Here is a 19,961-nt window from a genome sequence, read left to right as displayed (position 1 = left end):
AGGTGCCGTGATGAAACTCTGCCTACCCGTGTTGGCGCTGGCCCTGGCCAGCGTTCTTGTTGTCGGCTGCACTTCCAGTGCACCCGCGCGCAGTGATGCGCCGCCATCAACGGAAAAACGCGAGGCGCAGAACCAGGCGCGCACCGCCACCGCCGCCGTGTTGTCGCGGCTGTACGCGGCCCAGCCCGGCGCCCGCCAGGCGGTGGAACAGGCCGCCGGGTATGCGGTGTTCCGCAGCTTCGGGGTCAAGGTGCTGATCGCCGGCGGCGGTGGTGGGCATGGCGTGGCCATCGACAACCGCAGTGGACAGGAAACCTTCATGCGCATGGTCGAGATCCAGGCAGGCCTGGGATTCGGCGCCAAGACCTTCGATCTGGTCTGGGTGTTCAGGACACCCGAGGCATACCAGGACTTCATCACCCGCGGCATCGAAATCGGCGGCCAGGCCACGTTGGCCGCAAAGGTCGACAAGGCCGGCGGCGGCCTCACCGGCGCCGTGCAGGTCTCCGACAACGTGTGGGTCTACCAGATGACCGAGAGCGGCCTGGCCGCGGAACTGACGGTCAAGGGCACCCGCTACTACCCCGATAAAGCCCTGAACTGAGCCGACAGGCCAAGGAGCTTCCATGCACGGCCATCCGCTGGTCTGGATCGTCAGTCTGTTCGTGCTGCCGCTGGTGGCCGCGCTGGTGCTGAGCCTGTTCGTCCGCCACCGCGGCCTCAGTGCCAATGCGGTGCTGGCCTGGTTCGTGATCGTGTGCTGGTGCGGCGCGCTCGGGGTGATCCTCTCGCAGGTGTGGTGAGCAGTGCCGGCCGCTGGCCGGCATCACAGTGACTGCCCGAGCTCGATGAACACCACGTTCTCGCCGCCCTCGCGGAAGCCCATGCCGAAGATCAACGGGCCGATCCACGAGTCGAAGCCGAGGAACACGCTGCCGTTCCAGACCCCGTCGCTCAAGGACATGTCGCTGCGGCGCTGCCAGGCGTTTCCGTACTCCAGCGTGCCACCCACCTGCGCCGAGCGGCCGAGCAGCTTGCCCAGCTCGTAGGTGTAGCCGGCAAAGCCGAGGGCGTAGTCCTGCCCGGTCAGCTGGTTGTGCTGGAAGCCGGCCAGCCGCCAGCGGCCGCCGAGCCGGTACAGGTTCTGCACCGGCGCCGTGCCGGAGGATGTCACGTGATAGCGCAGCCCCAGCTGCAGCGCGTGCCGGCCGAACGACCGGGCCGCCACCGCATCCAGATCCAGCTGGCCGAAACGCGCATCGGCACCCAGGCTGGGACTGGACTGGTACGTGCCGGCATTGACCAGGTAACCATCGCGCGGGAAGTAGACACTGTCGATGTCGTCCAGCGTTGCCTGCGCGATCCAGGCGCCCTCCTCGAAGTTCACGCGCGGAATGGCTGGGTCACCGACCTCCACCTCGGCGTTGCCGGTATAGCGCTCCACCCCGACCGACAGCGCAAGCACATTGGACACATTGCGCACCAGCGCCAGCGTGCCGCCGGTACGGCGCACCCGGTAGCGCGCGATCTTGTCACCTTCTTCGTCATACAGATTGAAGCTGCGGGTCTGGAAGCCGCCGCCGGCCTGGAAGGCGTAGCGGTTGTGCAGATCGAAAGGACGGTAGTACTGCCCGGTCAGCCCCGGCTCGCTGCCGATCTGCAGGGCGATGCGCGCCTCGGCACCATAGGGCGACAGCGGCGAGAACAGCAGTCCCGCGCGCAGGTTGCTTTCGTGGTTGCCCTCCAGATCGTTGCTCAGGCTCAACCCGGCCTCCAGGTAGATGGGGCCGTTCGGTTTGGGATAGGCCGATACGAACACACCCGTGCGGCCATCGCGCTCGCGCACGTCGTAGTTGATGCTGGCCAGGGTACCCATGCCGTAGGCGCGCAGGACACCGGCCTGCATGCCCTTGATGTCCAGCGGCTCGCCAATCTGGACCGGCAGGTAGCTCAGCAGCAGTGCATCGGCGTAGCCGGTGTGGTTCTCCACCTCGACGAACTCGATCCGGTCCGTGCCGACGGGACGTTCGCGCTGCACACGCTGCGCGGCCAGCTGCCCATATACCTGCGGGCTCTGCGCGAAGGCGCGCAGCGCCGGGGCGGCCTGTTCGGCAGCGAGCTGGCCGATCCGCAGCGCTTCGGGCGCCTTGTCGAAATCGCCGGTGGCAACCTTGCCGGTCAGGTCCGGCGAGATCAGCAGGTCCTGCGTGCCCAGGCTGTCCAGCTGGGTCTGGGCGCTGCGGGTGGTCAGGAAGCCGCTCAACTGGCTGATCACATCCACCAGGCTGGCATCGCGATCCAGCGGCTTGAGCGGCGTGCCCACGTCGACCGCGATCACCCGGTCGGCACCCATCGCGCGCACCACGTCGATCGGCACCTGGTTGGACAGTCCGCCATCGAGCAGCACGTGCCCGTCGATCACCACCGGGCGGAAGATGCCAGGCAGGGACATGCTCGCGCGCATCGCCATCGGCAGGTTGCCCTCGGACAGCACCACCGGCTGCCCGGTGTTGATATCGGTGGCGACTGCGCGGAACGGGATGGGAAGATCGTCGAAGCGGCCGCTGACCCGGCTGCCGCCGGTGGCACGCTCGAACAGCGCGATCAGCTTCTCGCCCTCGGACACGCCGCCGGCCAGCGCCACCGCCTTGCCTTCGCCGCCCAGTCCGATGCCGATCGGGGCCAGCTGTGCGTAGTCGTCTGCCTTGCGCCGCAGGGACCGCTCGCGGCGCGGCAGGGTATCGGTGAACAGGCTCAACCACTCGGTGCTCAGCACCACCTGCTCGATCTGCTCGGGCGTGGAGCCGGAGGCATACAACGCGCCGACCAGGGCGCCAGCGCTGGTGCCGGCGATGCAGTCCACCGGAATGTGCAGCGCTTCGAGCTGTTTGAGGATGCGTACATGCGCAATGCCGCGCGCGCCACCGCCGCCCAGCGCCAACCCGATGCGCGGACGGGTATCGCCGGGACCGCGTACGCCGCAGTGGCTGCCCTCGCCGGCCACCACGGCCGGCGCGACCGGCTCGGCGGCCTGCAGTGGTGCAGGTGCAGCGGCCGCACACGCCCCTGCAAGCAGCAGCGAGGCCGCACACGGCAATCGGTGGCGGTGGCCTATCAACGCCATGCGCTGCCGACCTGGATGTAGAACGTGTCGTCCTCCGGGCCCCACGCATAGTCCACGCCAACGTGCATCCCCAACTGGCGGGCGATCAGATAGCGCACGCCCGCGCCTTTGGAGACCTGGCTGGCGCCGTCGCTGAAATTGTTGTGCCGCCCCCAGGTGCGTCCCGCGCCGACGAACCCGATCAGTGCCCAGCGCTGGGTCATGTTCCAGCGCAGCTCGCTCTCCAGCACCGCCGCGCGCGTGTCCTGGTAACGGGCCGAGCCGATGCCGCGCAGGTCGATGTAGGGCAGCCGGTAAAACGGGATTTCACCGTTGGCCCAGCGCGCATCGGCGCGGCCGCCGAGCACGAAGTACCGGCCCATCGGCCAATAGCCGTAGGCGTGCCCGCGATAACTCTGGAAGGTGGCATCACTGCCGATGCCCGGCAGGTAGAAGTTGCCCTCGACCATGCCCAGCCAGCCCCTGGAGGGCGTGAACGAATTGTCGCGGGTGTCGTATTCCAGCGACAGGCCGAGGCCGGAGCTGCGCTTGGACAGCTCGTGCGGTTGGAACCGGTCACTGTCGGAGGCGACATCGAAGCCGATGTCCAGGTCCATGTAGACCCAGGCCAGGCCCAGGTACAGGTCGCGGTCGCCAAGGCGACGGAACCCCTGCTGGAACGACATGAGGCCATCCATGTTGTATTCGATCTTCTGCGCGGGCAGCAGCGTGCCCGGGGTGTAGAAGCCGAGGTTGAACGAGGTCTTGGCCACGCCGCCCCGGTAACGCCAGCGGTCATCGTCGAAATGCAGCGACGCGCCCACGCCGTAGGCTTCACTGCCGTTGGACGTGCGCATCGCCCCGCCGCCATAGATGTCCGGCGTCACCATCTTCGGTGCACCGCCCTCCCCTGGCGAGCCGGAAGCCGCAGGGCGATGGAAGAACGCCAGCGCCACACCGCCCCCGTTGCCGACCGCCGGGTCGGTCACGATGATCGGTACCGGCAGGAAGCCGCGGTGCTCGAGCAGCCAGCGCGACATGTCGAAATGGCCATCTTCGGCGTCACGGAACAACGAAGCCTTCGCGGTCGACGCCGGCGCGGGCACGCGGGTCTGGACCGGCGCCGCAACTGGCTGGGGCGCTGCCTGGGTGCCCTGCTGGGCAACGGCGCTCCAGGGCGCAAGGACGCCCAACAGCACTACCAGGCGTACGGCATGGCCGATCGACACGGGGCACCTCGAGGGATGGGAAGCAGGACGGCCCGTCAGTTCAAGTGCGTGGGCCCGTGCCGGTGGGAGGGGGACAGCCCGGCACGGGCCCGCGCGGTTGAACGCGTTTGCAACTTCGGCGCAGCACTCAGCGTGCGGCGGTCGCACCCGGCGGGAACGCAGCGAACAGTTTGTCCAGCCCTGCTTCCACCGCCGCATTGACCTTGTCCGGCGACGTCGGCACCGTGCCGCTGGCCGTACCACGCCACACGGCCTGTTTGGTGCGGGCATCGAACATGTCCACCACCAGGGTGCCCACGTCATACGTATGCACCGTGGTCGTGGCGTTGCCCATGGCCATGCCGCCGCCCCAGCCACCGCCGCGCCAGCCCCACCCGCCCATGCCGGTGCCGCTGTAGAAGGTGTCCAGGGTCTGCTTCTGGCTGTTGGCGATGTGCGCGGCCAGCGCGATGTCGCCGTTGGGGGCTTCGCGCAGTCCCTTGGCCTGCAGCCGGGCGTTGATGCCGTCGATGATGCGTTGCTGCACCAGCGGCGAGCTTGCCTCGGGCTTCATCGCCCAGGTGTAGGTCTTGTAGGAGCTGAAGCTGGCCGACGGATCGTAGTCGGTCTTGACGGTCGGGGTGGAGGCGCAGGCGACCAGGGAGGTGGCCAGGACGGCGATGGCAAAAGCTTTCATGACGCGAGTCTCCAGGGGCAGGATGGAAAGACGCGCTGCGGGTGCAGCCGTCCTGTGGGCTGGCAGAACGACGAGGCGCGTTCAGCGCGGCGGGTTGATCACCACGTACTGCACGGTGGTGCCGGCATAGCGCGGCTCGTACCAGACATTGCCGCACTGCTGGTAGGCCATGCCGTTGATCACGGTGGTCACGCAGCTGGGCGGCACCGAGGTGACGATCGAGCCGATCACCGCCGAGGTCACCGCCACACCGGCGGTCACCGCTGCAGCGGTCGCGAACGGATGGTCGTCCCAGTGGTTCCAGTGATCGTCGTGGTAATCCACGTTGACGTTGACGTTGCGATCGACATTCCGGTTGACGTTGCGATTGACGTTGCGGTTTGCATCGATGTTGCGATTGATGTTGCCGCCACCGCCGCGATTGATGTTGCCGCCCTGCGGGCGCTGCACGGGCCGATTGATGCTGGTGTGGGCACTGGCGCGTGCGCCACCGCCATGTCCACCACCACCATGGAAGCCGCCGCCGCGCTGGGCACTGGCTGGCGCGGATACCGTCAGCAGGAGTACCAGGAGCAGGCCGGCGGCCAGGGAGGACGCCACGAAGAAACGATTGATCACGGTCCGCATGTCAGTTCTCCTGCCCGGCAGCGTCGATCACCACCGCGACCGGGACCAGCTTGATCCGCGCCGCATCGGCCGGCGGCGTGAACTGGAATGCAGTAGCCGCGACCGGCGTGCGGGTATCCCAGCGCAGCTGGGCGCGGTACTGCGGCAGCGCCGGATCATCCAGCGAGGTGATCACCAGCTTCCTGGGCAACGAAGTCGCCTTGCTGACCCACAGCTGCCAGTCCACCGCGTCCTGCTTGAACGCGTACTGCTCGATGGCCTCGCCATCGAGGGTGCCGCCGCCGATATGCAGCGCGCCGCGGATGGCGGTTTTCGGGGCTTTGTCGGTGCCCCAAAGGAACATGTCGGCCAGCGGCATGTCGATGCCGTAGCGGCTGGCGGCGACTTCGACGAGCTCGCCGAGCGTGGCGCTCACCCCATCCACCTGGGCGTAGTACTTCAGGCGTGGGGAGTACAGCGACAGCGACTTGCCGTCGTAGAACAACTGGCGAAGCTGGCGATCGCTGCGCAGTTCCAGGAACAGCTGGTTCGGCGTCCTGACCTTGTAGGTAACCACGCCGTCCAGCTCGACCTTCTGGCCGTCATCCAGGACGATCTCCGTACTGGCCTGGGAGGTCAGCGAGAACTGTTTGAGAGCGCGCAGCGCCGCGCCCATGCGATCCAGCGCGGCCAGCGCCTCTGGATCGCGTTCAGGGCGGTCGGCCGGCGCAGTCGCCGGGGGGGCAGCCGCGGCGACGCGGGTGGCCGCGGCTGCCGCAGGCGCCAGCGTGGCCAGCAGCAGGCACGCCGACCAGGCAACGGGGGGAATGGCAGAGGGCATGACCGTTACTCCACAGGACGGAAGACAGGCGGCCGCGCTGGCGCGGCCGGGATCAGAAGCCACCGCTGATCGAGAGGCTCCAGGGATCGCCCTCGAACCGGTTCTTGACGCTGAATTCGCCGACATAGCGGAACGAAACATCCAGATGCTCGCCGCCGGACCACTTCCTGCCGTAGGTCAGCACCGGGCCGAGGCCGAACGAGCGCCCCTTGAATCCATCCAGGCGGTCTGCGGTGTCGCCCTTGTCATCCTGCAGCTGCTGGATCCAGCCGCCGGCCGCGCCGAAGCCCCAGCCGCTGGCGGTGCGCTTGACCAGCAGCAGGTCCGCACGGGCGACCACGCCGTTCTTGTAGTCGGTGTCGTCGTTGCGGGTGTACCAGTCGGTGGCGCCGAGCACGCTGAATTCCAGCGTGCCCTTCTGGAACAGATGCGTGTAGCCCACGCTGGGCGAGAACGTCCAGATGTTCATGCCCGGGTTGGCCAACCGGTTGGGATCGTACTTGGCGGTGGGTGCATACACATACACGCCGAAGGACAGATGCTCCACCTCACTGATGTGGTACCCGGCGATCACCGGGGCGAAGTACACATCGAACAGGTTGGACGCGTGATCCTTGGCCTGGAAGCGGTTGCCCAGCGGCCCCGCGAGGTTGGCGGTGACGTCGGCGTCGATGTAGGGCACGGTCAGCATCGAGGCGAAGTTCCAGCGCCCGGCCTTGGTCGGCCAGACATACACGCCGGTGGCGGCAGTCAGGCTGACGTCGGCTTCCAGGCCCAAGGAGATCTGGCCGGCGATCGGTGCCGGGCGGTTGCCGCTGATCTTGCCGTTGTACTGGATGTAGCTCAGCGACCACTGCATGCCCGGCTCGGGCGGGATGACGCCGGCGTAGGAGGTGATCTGCATGCCGGTGATCGAGCGACCCAGCGCGCCTTCAGTGGCTGCGACGGGAGCGCTGCCCAGCGCCAGCAGTCCGCCCAGGCACAGGGCCAGCGGGCCGCGCGGCCGGCGCCGGGGCGTGGTGGGTGCAGGGGTGTTCATGGCATCGGCCTCCGGGGCGGAAGGGGAATCGCAGTGCGCGGGATCAGGACGGGTCCGGCGTGGGCCGCGGTGCGTGCTGCCGCTCGCGCACCTCCTCGATGTCGCGCTCCAGGAAATAGTTCAGGAAGGTCCGTATCACCGCGATCGCGGCCAGTTGACCGATCGCGTCCCAGTCGGTGTAGATCGAGGATTCGATGATGTCCGCCGCCAGCTGCATGGTCAGCCCGGCCACCAGCCAGCGGCCATACGCCAGCCACACCGCGCGCCGCTCCACATTGGTCGGGTGTCCGCGCAGTGCCAGCCGCAGCGCCTGCACGAACACCACCGCCGTGGCCAGCGCGATCAGCACCAGCGCCATCGCATCGATGATGACCACGACCGGCTCGGTGACGGCGATCAGCCATGCCTTCAGAGGCGTCATGCGGGATGCTCCGGTATCGCACCTGGCGGTGGCAGAGGCGGCTCATCCGCGCTCCACGCAACGGAAGCCAAGGTGGCAGGTGGAGGTGTCGATCGGCTGCGCCATCCGGGCCGCCGGCCGGTAGCGCCGGCAGTAGTTGGGCGCACACAGGTGCGAGCCGCCCTTCATGACCCGGCGCGGGATCGCACTGCGGTCGCGCGGGTCGTGGCTGCCTTCGCGCGCGCCGCCACGGGGGTTGTCGATCGCGCAGCACGGCCTGCTCTGCAGCTGGTCGTGCTGCTGGTACCAGTCGCCGGTCCATTCCCAGACATTGCCGATCATGTCGTACAGGCCGTAGCCGTTGGGCGGAAAGCTGCCCACCGGTGAGGTCCAGCGGTACCCGTCTTCGTCCAGGCTGTGCCACGGGAATTCACCCTGCCAGGTATTGGCCTGATGGCGGCCCCCCGGAACCAGGCTGTCGCCCCAGGCGAACTCGCCGCTCTCCTGCCCGCCGCGCGCGGCGAACTCCCATTCGGCTTCGGTGGGCAGGTCCTTGTCCGCCCAGCGCGCATACACCAGTGCATCGGCGACATTCACGTGCACCACCGGGTGATCTTCCAGGCCCTGCAGCGACGAGCCCGGGCCACGGGGATGCCGCCAGTCCGCGCCGGCCACGTAATGCCACCAGTTGTGCGTATTGGACAGATCGACCGCGTGCGCGGGCTGCACGAACACCACCGAAGACGGCACCAGCAGTGCCGGGTCCGCACCGGGGTAATCGGCCGGGTCCGCCGGGCGCTCGGCAGCCGTCACGTAGCCCGTTTCGCGGATGAACCGTGCGAACTCCCGGTTGGTCACCGGGTAACGGTCGATCCGGAACGGTGCCACCCGCGCCTTGTGCGCCGGCCGTTCCTCGGGATAGTGATCGTTGGATCCCATCACGAAGACGCCGCCGGCGATATCGATCATGGTGTCGGCGACGACGCTCATCATTGATTGCCCGCGCAGGCTTCGCTGAGCTTGGCCAGCGCATCATCGATGGTGAAGGTGTTCGGCTTCTGGACCCGCGGGAAATGCTTGAAGGTGGCCGCGAACCTGTCGGCGATCGCATAGGCCCCGAACAGGATGTAGTCGTGGTGCAGGAACCAGTCGTAGTACGTATTCGAGGTGATGTCAGCGAACTCGTACGGGTCGGTCCTGAGGTTGTAGACCTTGGGCAGGCGCAACCGGATCAGCGGCTCGGACCAGACCTGCAGCGTGCCCTTGCAGCGCTGCTCCATGAACGAGACTTTCCAGTTGTCGTAGCGGATCGCCATCACATCACCGTCGTCGCTGAAATAGACGAACAGCTTGCGCGGGCTCTCCTTCTCCTTCCCGGTCAGGTAGCCGGTCAGGTTGACCCCGTCGATGTGGTTCTTGTAGGTCCGCCCGATCGCCTTGTAGCCCTTCTTGAGTTTCTCGCTGACATCCGGGTCGCCGGCCATCGCCAGGAAGGTCGGCAGCCAGTCGTGATGCTGCACGATCCCGTTGGCAATGGTGCCCGCGGGAATGTGGCCAGGCCAGCGCACCACCATCGGAATGCGGAACGCGCCTTCCCAGTTGGTGTCCTTCTCGCTGCGGAACGGCGTGGTGCCACCGTCCGGCCAGGAGTTGCGGTGCGGGCCGTTGTCGGTGGAGTACATCACGAAGGTGTCCTCGGCGATGCCCAGCTCGTCGAGATAGTCCAGCAGTTCACCGACGTTCCTGTCGTGGTCGATCATGGTGTCGTGGTACGGCGACTGCCAGCGCCCGGCCTGGCCGAGGCTTTCCTTCTTGGTGTGGGTGAACAGGTGCATGTGGGTGAAGTTCACCCAGACGAAGAACGGCGTGTCGGCGTCATGCTGGCGCTTGATGAAGTCCTTGGCGGTGGCCGCGAAATCCTCGTCGCAGGTTTCCATCCGCTCCGGCGTCAGCGGCCCGGTGTCTTCGATCTTCTGCTTGCCGATCCTGCCCCAGCGTTCCTGTTCGGTGGCATCGTCCTTGTCTGTCGCCCAGCTGTGGATGACCCCGCGCGGGCCCATGGTTTTCCGGAAGTTCGGGAAGTCCTCCTCCGGGAAGTAGTCGTACATGTCCGGCTCTTCCTCGGCATTGAGGTGGTACAGGTTGCCGTAGAACTCATCGAAGCCGTGGTTGGTCGGCAGCATGTGGTTCAGATCGCCGAGGTGGTTCTTGCCGAACTGCCCGGTGGCATAGCCCTGGTTCTTGAGCAGCGCGGCAATGGTCACCAGCTTCTCGTTCATGCCGGTCGGTGCGCCGGGAATGCCGACCTTGGACAGACCGGTGCGGTACACGCTCTGGCCGGTGATGAACGACGAGCGGCCGGCAGTGCAGGACTGCTCGCCGTAGGAATCGGTGAACAGCGTGCCTTCGTTGGCGATGCGGTCGATATTGGGCGTCCGGTAGCCCATCAGGCCCTGGCTGTAGCAGCTCAGGTTGCTGATGCCGATGTCGTCGCCCCAGATCACCAGGATGTTCGGCCGCTTGCCGTTCTTGCCGGCCTTCGTGGTTGCGGACGCTTTGGGGGATGCTGCCGCTTTTGCTGTTGCCATGACACTCTCCAGGGGGATGCGTGTTGGGTTCCGGCGTCGTGCCGGCATGCGGGAACGGCCGTCAGGCGAATGGCGAGACGTTGAAGGTCATGCTGACGATCGCCAGCAGGCCGAGCAGCCACAGCAGCCCGGCGGTGATCAGGGTGAGGGAGACGGGATAGTGGCTTTCGCCATGGACCAGGCCTTCGCCGATCATGATCCGGCGTTCTGCGCGCAGGCCCTGCATGTAACGCACGTGATAGACGATGCCCAGGGTCAGCAGCACCAGCCCGAGCCCCACCAGGGCGATGCCGAAGTTGCGCGGCGCATGCGGACGCAGCGCGGTGCCGGTCTCGAGCATGTGCCCGAAGAACTGATAGATGGTGAAGCCGAAGCCGATCAACGACAGCGCCGTGCGGATGATCGACATCAGCGTACGGTCCGCGCTCATGCGGGTCCGCTGGAACGACATCCCGGTCCGCCGCGAAGACAGCTCGATGGACGCCTCGTCGCTGCCGCCCAGCAGTTCCTTGGCGCGCGCGATGCTCAGGGCACGGTCGCTGAGTCGTTTGGTCGGGTCGGTGTCGTTCATGGAGGGCTCGTGGCGTGGAAGGATCGGGAGTCAGTGACGGCGGCGCAGCCAGTGCGATGCGATGCGGGCGATCGGTCCACGCAGGACCAGGTACGGCAGGAAGCCGAGCACCACCGCGATCACGAACGCTTCCAGCGGGTACTTGAAACCGCCGAACATGCGGAACTGGTAGATCACGTCCATGCCGACGCCCAGCAGCAGGATCCGCGTCGTGGCGGTGACGCCCTGCCGCCAGGCGACCTTGCGCTCGCCGGCCGAGCTGTGGGTCAGAAGCCACGCGTAAGGGGTCCTGCCCGCCTTGGCGTCCTTGATGCCGTCGATCAGGGCGGTGATCAGCGCCATCGTCGGCTGCAGGAAGAAGCGGAAGGTCATGGGACCGTCGGCGCGATCGATCATGTCCGTCCAGAAGCGCGTAAGGAAATCGATCACCAGGAGCATGGCGGGATCCTTGGGTCAGGGCTCCAGCTTGGGCGGACGGCGCAGGCCGCACAATCGAGTTAGTACTGCATGCACCACAGTATTTTTACTGCGCCCGCGGCCCACGGTGGCGGCGGTATGCTCGTTGCCAGCGCGCTGCGACGCTGTGCGCCCCCCTCCTCCACTGCCCGGTCAGCCATCCGATGCGCAAGGACCAGGACCCCTATTCGCTGATGCGCGGTGGGCTGGTGCACCGGCTGCTGCATGCCAGCGGCGCGCTGCACGGCACCTCGCGGCTGTCGCTGTGGATCGCGCTGGGCATCGTCGTGGTCACGTTCGGGCCGATGCTGCTGCTGGCCGCCCGTGCCGGTACGCTGTGGCCCGCGCCGCCGTCGATGTCGCTGCTGGGCGACTACGCCACGCTGGCCCGCCTGCTGCTTGCCGTGCCATTGCTGGTGCTCGCCGCGCCCCGATCGGATGCACTGCTGCGCAATGCCCTGCGCCAGCTGACCCACGCCAGCCTGGTCCACCCGCGTCACCCACAATCGCTCGACGGGCTCTTGGCCAGGGTGCGGCGCTGGCGCGACAGTTGGCTGCCCGAAGCGCTGTGCGTGGCGATCGCCTGGGCGCCGCTGCTGTTCGGCAGCGATACGGTTAGCCTGCTTCCCGGCATCGCCGACTGGCGGCTGGACCAGGGCAGCCTGACCGCCGCCGGGCGCTGGTACGAATGGGTCGGTGTGCCGCTGTTCCGCCTGGTGGCACTGCTGTGGCTGTGGCGCTTCGTGCTGTGGACCTGCCTGCTGTGGCGGCTGCCACGCGCCGGCCTGGTGTTGCATGCCGAGCATCCGGACGGCGCGGGCGGGCTGGGGTTCCTGGGCATGGCACAGGAGCGCTTCGCCATTCTTGCGCTGGCCGGCGGCGTGCTGCTGGCCGGCGCCTGCTTCAACCACATGCAGTATCTGGGCGGGAGCCTGTATGGCCTGCGTCATCTGCTGGCCGGGTATGTGATCGGCGCGACCCTCCTCCTGGCCGCGCCGCTGCTGCTGTTGATGCCGATGATGCTGCGCGCCAAACGCCACGCGCTGTATCGCTTCGATGCGCTGGGCAACCGGGCCGCGGCGGTCTTCGATCAGCGCTGGCAGCGCACGGTGCAGGACGCCACCGCCGCCGACACCCTGCTCGACCATGGCGATGCCTCGGCCTTCGCCGATTTCAGCGGTGTCTACAAAGGGCTGAGCAGCATGTCGGTGCTGCCGTTGACGCGCTGGAACCTGCTCTGGATCGCGCTGCATGCCATCGTGCCGCTGCTGCCGCTGGTGCTGCTGGCCATGTCCGTGGACGAGCTGGCACAGAAGCTGATCGGCATCCTGGTGTGATTCCCGGCCGAACTCAGCGGCCGTCCCTGCGCAGGCCGCGCAGGGAGCGCGAGACGAACCGATCGCCCTTCAGCGCAGCGCCCACCGCCGACAGCAGGTCGTCACCTGCGTCGGATTTGAGCACATAGCTGCAGGGTCCCAGCGCCATCGCGCGGGTCACCATCTGCGGATCGGCATGCACGGTAATGAAGACCACGCCCAGTACCGGGCGCTGCAGGCGCAGACGACGGACCGCCTCCAGCCCATCCATCTCGGGCATGGCGATATCGGTCACCACGACATCAGGCAGCATGCTCTGCGCGGCCTGGACCAGCGAAGCCCCGTCCTGCACCAGGCCGATCACCTGGTATTGCTGGGACAGCAGCCCACGAAGCTGGCGCCCCATGGCACACCCGTCTTCGGCCAGCAACACACGAACCGGATTCATCGCACTCGCCCGTTGGACGCCTGTGCCATGGTGCGGGGGGTGTTGCGCGGGCGACAAGGGGAAAACAACCGTGGCCGGGCAAGTAAAACTACTTGCCCGACCACGCCCGCGTGTTCCTAGTGACGGATGAGGCCTTCCTGCTCGGCCTTGCGCACCAGCTCGAGCGTGCCATGGACGCCCAGCTCCTGCATGATCGCGTACTTGTGCGACTCGATCGTGCGCACCGAGACGCCCAGCTCATAGGCGATCTGCTTGGAACGCAGGCCCCGCGCGACGTACTCCAGGATCCGCAGCTGTTTTTCGGTCAGCACATACTGGCACCGCCCGGCGCACAGGACCGCGCTGGCCGCCAGCGTGGGGGTCACGTAGGTCTGCCCGTCCATGACCCCATTGATGGCCCGCACCAGCTCATCGCCGGCCGAGCTTTTCAGGATGTACCCCTGTGCGCCGGCACGAATCGCCTCGGCCGCCATGCTCGATTCATCGTGCATGGTCAGGAACACGAACGGCGTCCTGCAGCCCTCGCTTCGCACCTGGCGCATTACGTCGATGCCACTGAGCCCGGGCATGCTGATGTCCGACACAACGACATCGGGTGCTTCGCGGTGCAGCGAGTCCAGCAGCTCTTCGCCGGAGGACACCAGTTCGATCGACGCGAAGCACTCCATGAGCAGGCGTTCTATGCCCTGCGCGACCAGCATGTGGTCGTCGGCAACCACGACCTTCCGGAACGGAACCTCCATCAACTGCGCACACGAAATGCCCATTGCATTTTCTCCGTTGACTTCAATCTTCCCCTGATTGAACTGCCGGTGAGGCCGCCTCACTGCTGACTCCATGGCCGGATCGCGTTGATCACGCGATCAGCTTCCCCTGCAGCGCGTTGAAAATGCGAGACGCCTTGTGATGGCATCGTGACGCGAACAAGTCTGAATCCGTCATGTTCGGCCATGCAGTGCGGCGTTTGCGCCGGCACCGCGATTCAGCCGCGCAGCGTGTCCTTGGGACATTCCCCGAAGACATGCCGGTACAGGATCGAGAACCGGCCGAGGTGGGAAAACCCGAAGCGCAATGCGATGTCGGTCACCGTGCCGCGCTCGTCAGCGTGCAGCAGCGCCGTCCGCGCGCGATTCAGGCGTGCCAGCTGATGCCAGTGGCAGGGACCGTGCCCATATGCGTCACGAAACAACCGCTCGATCTGGCGTTCCCCTACCCCCAGCGCCAATGCCAGGGCACGGCTGTCGAAGGGGCGCTCCAGGTGGGCCTTGAGGTAGTCCTCCGCGCGCCGTACCAGCGCATCGCGATGGCGGGCCGATCCCCAACCATCCAGCCGCCGGGCCGGGCCCGCATCGCCGGCACTGACCGCCTCCACGAACGCCCCCAGCAACAGCGATGCCTGCGCGGCCATCTGCGCCGGCGTGATCACGCCTTCCCAGGCGGCCGCTGCTTCCAGTGCCTTGAACACCGCATGGCGCACTCCCTCAGCCGCTGGCGGCGGTGCGGGCCGCGTATGCCAGCCCGTGCGGGGCAACCGCAGTTCCCGCCCGACCCGCAGCACCGCCTCACGCTGCAGGACCTCGCGCGGGATCAGCAGCACTGCCCATTGCCAGCCGCCAGGACTGGGGCGGACGTTAAGCTCGCTGTCTTCGGCAAACACCATGACCTGCCCGACCTCGACCAATCGCCCGTTGGCCCACATCGGTCGCTCGCAGGAGATCGCCAGGGCCAGCGCGATCATGCCCTGCGCGAAGCTGCCGCTGGCGAAAATCGGCAGCGTGTACGCGCCGCTGTCCAGGCTGAATTCCGGAAACACCAGCCGCTGCAGGCACGCGCGGAAATGCCCCGCCGCCAGCAGACGCTGCTCGAAGCGGGTATCGCGCACCACGCCAAGCAGCGCATCGGCGTCGAAGCCGTCGACCACGAAGCGGGTGTAAGGGGCCATCGGTTCGTCCATGCCAGCTCCCTCGGAACACGTCGGAATTCGGATAGCGCGCGAGTGGACAACCTGCTTACATCGGCGCGATTGTGGGGTGGAAGCGACACATCGACAAGCGGTGATCGCTCAGGGGGCCCACAAGCGTGAAATGCATCACATCGAGGCCGGCGCACGTGTGCCACCGCCGCGCGGCGGTGCCAGCGAGGCCAACGAACCGAAGCCTGCTCACGCCTACCCGAGGTACCCGTGCCAGCGATTTCGAGCGTGAAACAACCCGTGTACGTGTACCACGACTCCGGCATCCCACCGGACGATCCTACCCGCACCTCGCCCTCCACGCCCCCGTCACGCGATCTTCGCGCATCGCTCACCCAGGTGCTGCCGCTGGCACTGGGTTGCCTGCTGGGGCAGCTGTTGCCGACGCTGGCTCAGATGCCGGGTTTCCGGTTGCATGTCCTCTGGATTCCCTGCCCGCTGCTGCTGGGCTGGTTGCTGTTCACCCCTCGCGCGGCGTGGCGGACCTGTGTGTTGTCGGCCTTCGCCGGTACCGTGCTGGCGTTTGTTCTGGTGCCGTTCGTGGTCTTGCCACGGCTGCTTGCCAGCGCGGCCGAATTCGCCTCGGTGGTTGCCGTGGCGTGGCTGCTGCTGCGCTGGCGGGGCGCGCGGGCACCGCTGGAAGGCTATCGGGAGATCGGCCTGTTCGTGTTGCTGGGCTGTGTGCTGCTGCCGATCGCCTGTGCATGGTGGCAGGCGCTGCTGTTCGCCGGCGGGCCGCAGGGCATGGCGCCGGGTGCGCTGCTCACCCTGGTGTTGTGCAGCAGTGTCAGCTATCTGTTGATCGTGCCCCCCATCGTCAATCTGGCGCGCATCGTGCAGCGCCCGGAGCGCCGGCATGGGTGGCAGTGGCAGCCGGTGATCATCGCCATCACCCTGCTCGGCGGGCTCGGCATTGTCTGGGGCGTGAACTGGTCCGATGGCGTGATCACGCCGCTGCTGGTACTGGCACCCATCCCGCTGCTGGTCTGGGCGTTGATCGTGTTTGGCGTTGCCGGTGCCAGCATCGGCATGCTGATCGTGGCGCTGCTCGGCATGCAGCTGAGCATGGAAGGCGTGGGTCCGTTCGCGTACTGGACACCGGACCGCGACCTCATCACCGCACAGGTGTGGACGCTGTGCACCGGGTGCGCACTGTTGTTCCTGGGCGCGTTGTCCGAACAGAAGCTCTCCAACCACCTCAACCTGCAGCAGGCCTATCGACGCCTGGGCGAGCTGACCGGACGGATGCTGGTGGTGCAGGAGGAAGAGCGCACCCGCATCGCGCGCGACCTGCACGACGACGTCAACCAGTCGCTGGCCGCGATTTCGATCTGCCTGAGCGCGCTGCGCAATCAGATTCCAGAGGCAGAACGCCACGCCGTGGTCGAACTGCAGGAGCAGCTGCTGATCGTCTCCAACGACATCCGATCGATCTCCCATGAGCTGCACCCGAGCATCCTGCGTTTCACCGGCCTGGCCAGCGCACTGGATGCGTTCTGCATCAAGCGCAACGCGCGCGGCGCCCTGCGGGTGCGATGCCGCATCGAGAATCCTCCGCGTCTCAGCGATGACCACGAACTGAGCCTGTTCCGGATCGTGCAGGAGGCGGTCAACAACGTGGACAAGCATGCGCACGCGGCCAACGCGCATGTACTTGTCGGCATCCGCGGCGGCCAGATGGTGTTGCAGGTGGACGACGATGGCGTCGGCATGGCGGGCCAGACGGTGCCATCCCCCTCCCCCGGCCTGGGCATGATCAGCATGGAAGAGCGGGCGCGCCTGCTGGGTGGCAGCCTGAAGGTCGGCCCGAGCCCACTCGGCGGTACCCGCATCGAGGTCCGCTTCCCGATGGGTGACGCCGCGCAGGACATCGCGGCGGCACACGCCGGGCGCCCGTAGAACTACTGGCCGTGCGCGCGTAGAAAGGCGGTTGTGCCTTGCACGGCCGCCGTACACAGTGGCGCGACAGCCCCTGCGGAGAACGACATGCACAGGAAGGCCATACTCCACCCGCGCCGTCAGGTCGTGTCCTTGTTGGTCCTGGCGTCGCTGCTGACCGCCTGCAGCTCGGCGCCGCCGCTGTCCACTGCGCCTTCACCGCCCCCTGCACCCGCCAGCGTCGTCGCGCCCGCGCCCGCGCCGGTGCCGGAACTGCGCCCCGGCGTGCCAGCGGGCTATCTGGGCCGGTCGCTGCCCGACAGCCTTGCCCTGCTGCCACCGCCCCCGGCCAAGGGCTCGGCCGCCTTCGCGCAGGACCAGGCGATCCACCGCGCCGCGCAACAACTGCGTTCGAGCCCGCGCTATGCCTTGGCAACCACCGATTCGGACCTGCGCTTTCCGCAGGTCGCCAATACCTTCTCCTGCGCACTCGGGGTACCGGTCAGCCAGCGGGCGACGCCGACGCTGTACCTGCTGCTGCAGCGGACCCTGGTGGACGCCGGGCTGGCGACCTATGCGGCCAAGGATCACTACAAGCGGGTGCGGCCGTTCGTCTTCCACAAGGAAGGCACCTGCGCACCGGCCGACGAGGCTGCGCTGCGCGGCGACGGCTCCTACCCGTCCGGACATACCGCGATCAGCTGGACCTGGGCACTGCTGCTGACCGAGCTCAGCCCGGACCAGGCCGATGCGCTGCTCGCGCGCGGCCGTGCCTTTGGCGAGAACCGGCTGATCTGCAATGCGCACTGGCAGAGCGACGTGCTGGAAGGCCGTGCCATCGCCGCCGGTGCACTGGCCAAGCTGCACGCCAACGCCGACTTCAGCCGCGACATGGCACTGGCCCGCACGGAGATCCAGTCGCTTCGTGGCCACGGTGTGCAGCCCACGGGCTGTGAGGCCGAGAAGGCCGCGCTGGCCATCCGGATACCCGGGGTGCTGTAGGCCCCGACGAGGGCCACGCAGACGCGGCGACCGCAAGCTTTGCCAGCGTCGCCTGGCCAGCCGCATCGCATGGGCTGCACACGCCCGTCACGCCACGCTCATGCCTGCAAAAAAGATGTCGTGGACTGCATCCGCCCCGCCACTCCCGCCGTACCTGATGGTGCGTCACACCGGCGCATCCATTTGGGAGTTTGGTCATGAAGATCCAGTTCGCAGGCCTCGTACTGATCGGTTGTCTCGCTGCCACGTCTCCGCTCGTCTTCGCGCAGGCACCGGCCGCGCCCATGGCGGCACACAGCAATCCGATGGTGGGCGGCGCGGCGATGTATGCCAACAAGGACATCATCGACAACGCCGTCAATTCCAAGGACCACACCACCCTGGTGGCAGCGGTCAAAGCGGCAGGCCTGGTGGATACGCTGAAAGGCGCTGGCCCGTTCACCGTGTTCGCCCCGACCAACGCGGCATTCTCGGCGCTGCCCAAGGGCACCGTGGAGGGGCTGCTCAAGCCCGAGAAGAAGGCAGACCTGACCCGGATCCTGACGTACCACGTGGTCCCGGGCGCGGTCACCAGCACCGACCTGATGGCCAGGATCAAACAGGGCGGCGGCAAGGCCAGCCTGACCACGGTTGAAGGCGAGGCACTGACGGCCCGCGTGGTCGGCAAGGGCATCACCGTGACCGACAGCAAGGGCCAGGTGGCCCATGTCACCATTGCTGACGTCAAGCAGAGCAATGGCGTGATCCACGTGATCGACAAGGTGCTGATGCCGTAACCGGACAAGGCGGCCGCAGTTCGCCTGCGGCCGCCCCGGGTGGCTGGAAGAGATGACCTGGCGCGGCGTCTTCAGAACGATGACGGGGGAGACATCACGCTGCGCGGACGGCGCGCCAGGTCAAGACGGTCCCTCACCGGCGCATGCGTGCGCCGGCGGGGTATGCGATGCAGCGCGATGCGACCCCGGCTGCTCAGCGTGGTAACGCTTTGCCGGACAGCTCGACGCGCCGGTTGGGCGCCAGGCACACGATCAGCGCCTTGCGCTGCGCCTGCGCGCACTGAACGAGTGGATCGGCCTTGCCCCGCCCTTCGGCGATGATCGCGCCCGCCGGCACCCCGCCGGCAATCAGGGCATCGCGCACCGCCTCGGCGCGCCGCTGGGACAACACCAGGTTGTAGCGATCACTGCCGATCCGGTCCGTGTAGCCGATCACCTGGATGGTCTGCACCCGGCTGGCATCGCGGACCTGCTGCAGGAGGGTATCGACGTTGCGGCGCCCTTCGGGTGTGAGCATGGCGCTGTCGAAGGCGAACATCGCATCGGCGGCCAGCCGCAGCGGTTCGCTCGGCATCGGCGCAGGCGCAGGTGCCGGCGGTGCCGGCGGACGCGGCGGATCAAGCACGGCCGCACAGGCTTGGGGCTTCCAGTGCGCCGCCTGGGCGATGCCCTTGCCGTCGAAGTCGACCTTGAACTGGCAGGTGAAGTAGTCGCCCCCCGGTGTACTGCGGAAGTTGAACAGGTAGTTCCATTCGTGCACGCCCCACATGCCTTCGCCGAAGTGCGGGGTGCCGAGCAGTGCGTAGAGCTGACGTTTGCTCATGCCACGGGCGAACAGGCGCAGGTTGTCGACGTCCACGAACAGACCCTCCTTCAGCGTGGCTTTGCGGGGATCGGGAAAGTTCGTCGCCTCGGCGTCGGCGACGCTGTCCGGTGGCGTGGCGCGTTGCCCGCCGTGGCTGGCGCAGGCACCCAACAGCAGCGCTGCCAGGCTCAGGCCCAGCGAGCGCAGCAGCGGCACCTGGGTAATGGATGTGGGCTGCATGGACATGGTGTTCCC

21 protein-coding genes are annotated in these 19,961 nt (G+C 67.3%); 6 read left to right on the top strand and 15 right to left on the bottom strand.

Annotation, left to right across the window (positions count from 1 at the left end; all coding sequences use genetic code 11):
• Positions 1 to 10 precede the first annotated feature (10 nt).
• Positions 11 to 604 carry a YSC84-related protein gene (locus tag POS15_RS06130; RefSeq protein WP_037553558.1) on the top strand — a complete coding sequence of 198 codons (594 nt, stop codon included), beginning with the start codon at positions 11 to 13 and terminating at the stop codon, positions 602 to 604.
• A gap of 22 nt (positions 605 to 626) precedes the next feature.
• On the top strand, positions 627 to 803 hold the full coding sequence (locus tag POS15_RS06125; protein ID WP_019184670.1) for a hypothetical protein: 177 nt from the start codon (positions 627 to 629) through the stop codon (positions 801 to 803).
• A 23-nt stretch (positions 804 to 826) separates the two neighbouring features.
• Here the strand turns inward: POS15_RS06125 and POS15_RS06120 are convergent, their stop codons facing one another.
• The 11 genes from POS15_RS06120 to POS15_RS06070 form a co-directional block, all read right to left on the bottom strand.
• Positions 827 to 3,124, bottom strand: a complete 2,298-nt coding sequence (locus POS15_RS06120) for a patatin-like phospholipase family protein (protein ID WP_051010523.1) — start codon at positions 3,122 to 3,124, stop codon at positions 827 to 829.
• The gene (locus POS15_RS06115; RefSeq protein ID WP_284129207.1) at positions 3,115 to 4,332 is read right to left on the bottom strand and encodes a BamA/TamA family outer membrane protein; all 1,218 of its coding nucleotides are present in this window, start codon (positions 4,330 to 4,332) and stop codon (positions 3,115 to 3,117) included. The genes POS15_RS06120 and POS15_RS06115 overlap by 10 nt, the downstream gene beginning before the upstream one ends.
• A 127-nt stretch (positions 4,333 to 4,459) precedes the next feature.
• Positions 4,460 to 5,008, bottom strand: a complete 549-nt coding sequence (locus POS15_RS06110) for a DUF4136 domain-containing protein (RefSeq protein WP_019184673.1) — start codon at positions 5,006 to 5,008, stop codon at positions 4,460 to 4,462.
• An 81-nt stretch (positions 5,009 to 5,089) separates the two neighbouring features.
• On the bottom strand, positions 5,090 to 5,635 hold the full coding sequence (locus POS15_RS06105; protein ID WP_046273561.1) for a hypothetical protein: 546 nt from the start codon (positions 5,633 to 5,635) through the stop codon (positions 5,090 to 5,092).
• A 1-nt stretch (position 5,636) separates the two neighbouring features.
• Positions 5,637 to 6,455, bottom strand: coding sequence for a DUF2092 domain-containing protein (locus POS15_RS06100; RefSeq protein ID WP_019184676.1), 819 nt, complete (start codon positions 6,453 to 6,455; stop codon positions 5,637 to 5,639).
• Positions 6,456 to 6,507: 52 nt separating this feature from the next.
• Complete coding sequence (locus tag POS15_RS06095) at positions 6,508 to 7,494, bottom strand: transporter (RefSeq protein WP_019184677.1); 987 nt, start codon at positions 7,492 to 7,494, stop codon at positions 6,508 to 6,510.
• Between the two features lie 43 nt (positions 7,495 to 7,537).
• Positions 7,538 to 7,915, bottom strand: coding sequence for a DUF1622 domain-containing protein (locus POS15_RS06090; protein ID WP_019184678.1), 378 nt, complete (start codon positions 7,913 to 7,915; stop codon positions 7,538 to 7,540).
• A gap of 42 nt (positions 7,916 to 7,957) precedes the next feature.
• Positions 7,958 to 8,884, bottom strand: a complete 927-nt coding sequence (locus POS15_RS06085; protein WP_284129206.1) for a formylglycine-generating enzyme family protein — start codon at positions 8,882 to 8,884, stop codon at positions 7,958 to 7,960.
• Positions 8,884 to 10,482 carry an arylsulfatase gene (locus POS15_RS06080; RefSeq protein ID WP_284129205.1) on the bottom strand — a complete coding sequence of 533 codons (1,599 nt, stop codon included), beginning with the start codon at positions 10,480 to 10,482 and terminating at the stop codon, positions 8,884 to 8,886. Before POS15_RS06080 ends, POS15_RS06085 begins: the two co-directional genes overlap by 1 nt.
• A gap of 61 nt (positions 10,483 to 10,543) precedes the next feature.
• Entirely contained in the window at positions 10,544 to 11,053 is a 510-nt protein-coding gene (locus POS15_RS06075; RefSeq protein WP_080341545.1) for a DUF202 domain-containing protein, read from the bottom strand.
• Between the two features lie 30 nt (positions 11,054 to 11,083).
• Complete coding sequence (locus tag POS15_RS06070) at positions 11,084 to 11,491, bottom strand: hypothetical protein (protein WP_070425277.1); 408 nt, start codon at positions 11,489 to 11,491, stop codon at positions 11,084 to 11,086.
• A gap of 182 nt (positions 11,492 to 11,673) precedes the next feature.
• On the opposite strand from POS15_RS06070, the gene POS15_RS06065 reads away from it, so the two are divergent.
• Positions 11,674 to 12,846: a hypothetical protein gene (locus tag POS15_RS06065; protein WP_046273554.1), complete on the top strand. Its 1,173-nt coding sequence runs from the start codon at positions 11,674 to 11,676 to the stop codon at positions 12,844 to 12,846.
• 13 nt (positions 12,847 to 12,859) lie between these two features.
• On the opposite strand, the gene POS15_RS06060 is transcribed toward POS15_RS06065, so the two are convergent.
• The 3 genes from POS15_RS06060 to POS15_RS06050 all read right to left on the bottom strand — a co-directional run bounded on the left by POS15_RS06060 (position 12,860) and on the right by POS15_RS06050 (position 15,227).
• Complete coding sequence (locus POS15_RS06060; RefSeq protein ID WP_019184684.1) at positions 12,860 to 13,273, bottom strand: response regulator transcription factor; 414 nt, start codon at positions 13,271 to 13,273, stop codon at positions 12,860 to 12,862.
• 116 nt (positions 13,274 to 13,389) lie between these two features.
• On the bottom strand, positions 13,390 to 14,040 hold the full coding sequence (locus POS15_RS06055) for a response regulator transcription factor (protein ID WP_284129204.1): 651 nt from the start codon (positions 14,038 to 14,040) through the stop codon (positions 13,390 to 13,392).
• Between the two features lie 215 nt (positions 14,041 to 14,255).
• Positions 14,256 to 15,227 carry an AraC family transcriptional regulator gene (locus POS15_RS06050; protein ID WP_019184686.1) on the bottom strand — a complete coding sequence of 324 codons (972 nt, stop codon included), beginning with the start codon at positions 15,225 to 15,227 and terminating at the stop codon, positions 14,256 to 14,258.
• A gap of 246 nt (positions 15,228 to 15,473) precedes the next feature.
• Here POS15_RS06050 and POS15_RS06045 point away from each other — a divergent pair, with 246 nt between their 5' ends.
• From POS15_RS06045 to POS15_RS06035, 3 genes are all read left to right on the top strand, one after another.
• Positions 15,474 to 17,144, top strand: coding sequence for an MASE1 domain-containing protein (locus tag POS15_RS06045; protein ID WP_284129203.1), 1,671 nt, complete (start codon positions 15,474 to 15,476; stop codon positions 17,142 to 17,144).
• Between the two features lie 126 nt (positions 17,145 to 17,270).
• The gene (locus tag POS15_RS06040) at positions 17,271 to 18,125 is read left to right on the top strand and encodes a phosphatase PAP2 family protein (protein ID WP_284129202.1); all 855 of its coding nucleotides are present in this window, start codon (positions 17,271 to 17,273) and stop codon (positions 18,123 to 18,125) included.
• A gap of 197 nt (positions 18,126 to 18,322) precedes the next feature.
• Positions 18,323 to 18,901 (top strand): fasciclin domain-containing protein, encoded by a 579-nt coding sequence (locus tag POS15_RS06035; protein WP_019184689.1) that lies wholly within the window; start codon positions 18,323 to 18,325, stop codon positions 18,899 to 18,901.
• Between the two features lie 193 nt (positions 18,902 to 19,094).
• On the opposite strand, the gene POS15_RS06030 is transcribed toward POS15_RS06035, so the two are convergent.
• Complete coding sequence (locus tag POS15_RS06030; protein ID WP_284129624.1) at positions 19,095 to 19,946, bottom strand: OmpA family protein; 852 nt, start codon at positions 19,944 to 19,946, stop codon at positions 19,095 to 19,097.
• Positions 19,947 to 19,961: the final 15 nt, after the last annotated feature.

The sequence above is a fragment of the Stenotrophomonas sp. BIO128-Bstrain genome (assembly GCF_030128875.1).
GTDB classification, from domain to species: Bacteria; Pseudomonadota; Gammaproteobacteria; order Xanthomonadales; family Xanthomonadaceae; genus Stenotrophomonas; species Stenotrophomonas bentonitica_A.
Note: the sequence above shows the minus strand (reverse complement) of the source record. Positions and strands in the feature narration are given on the sequence as shown.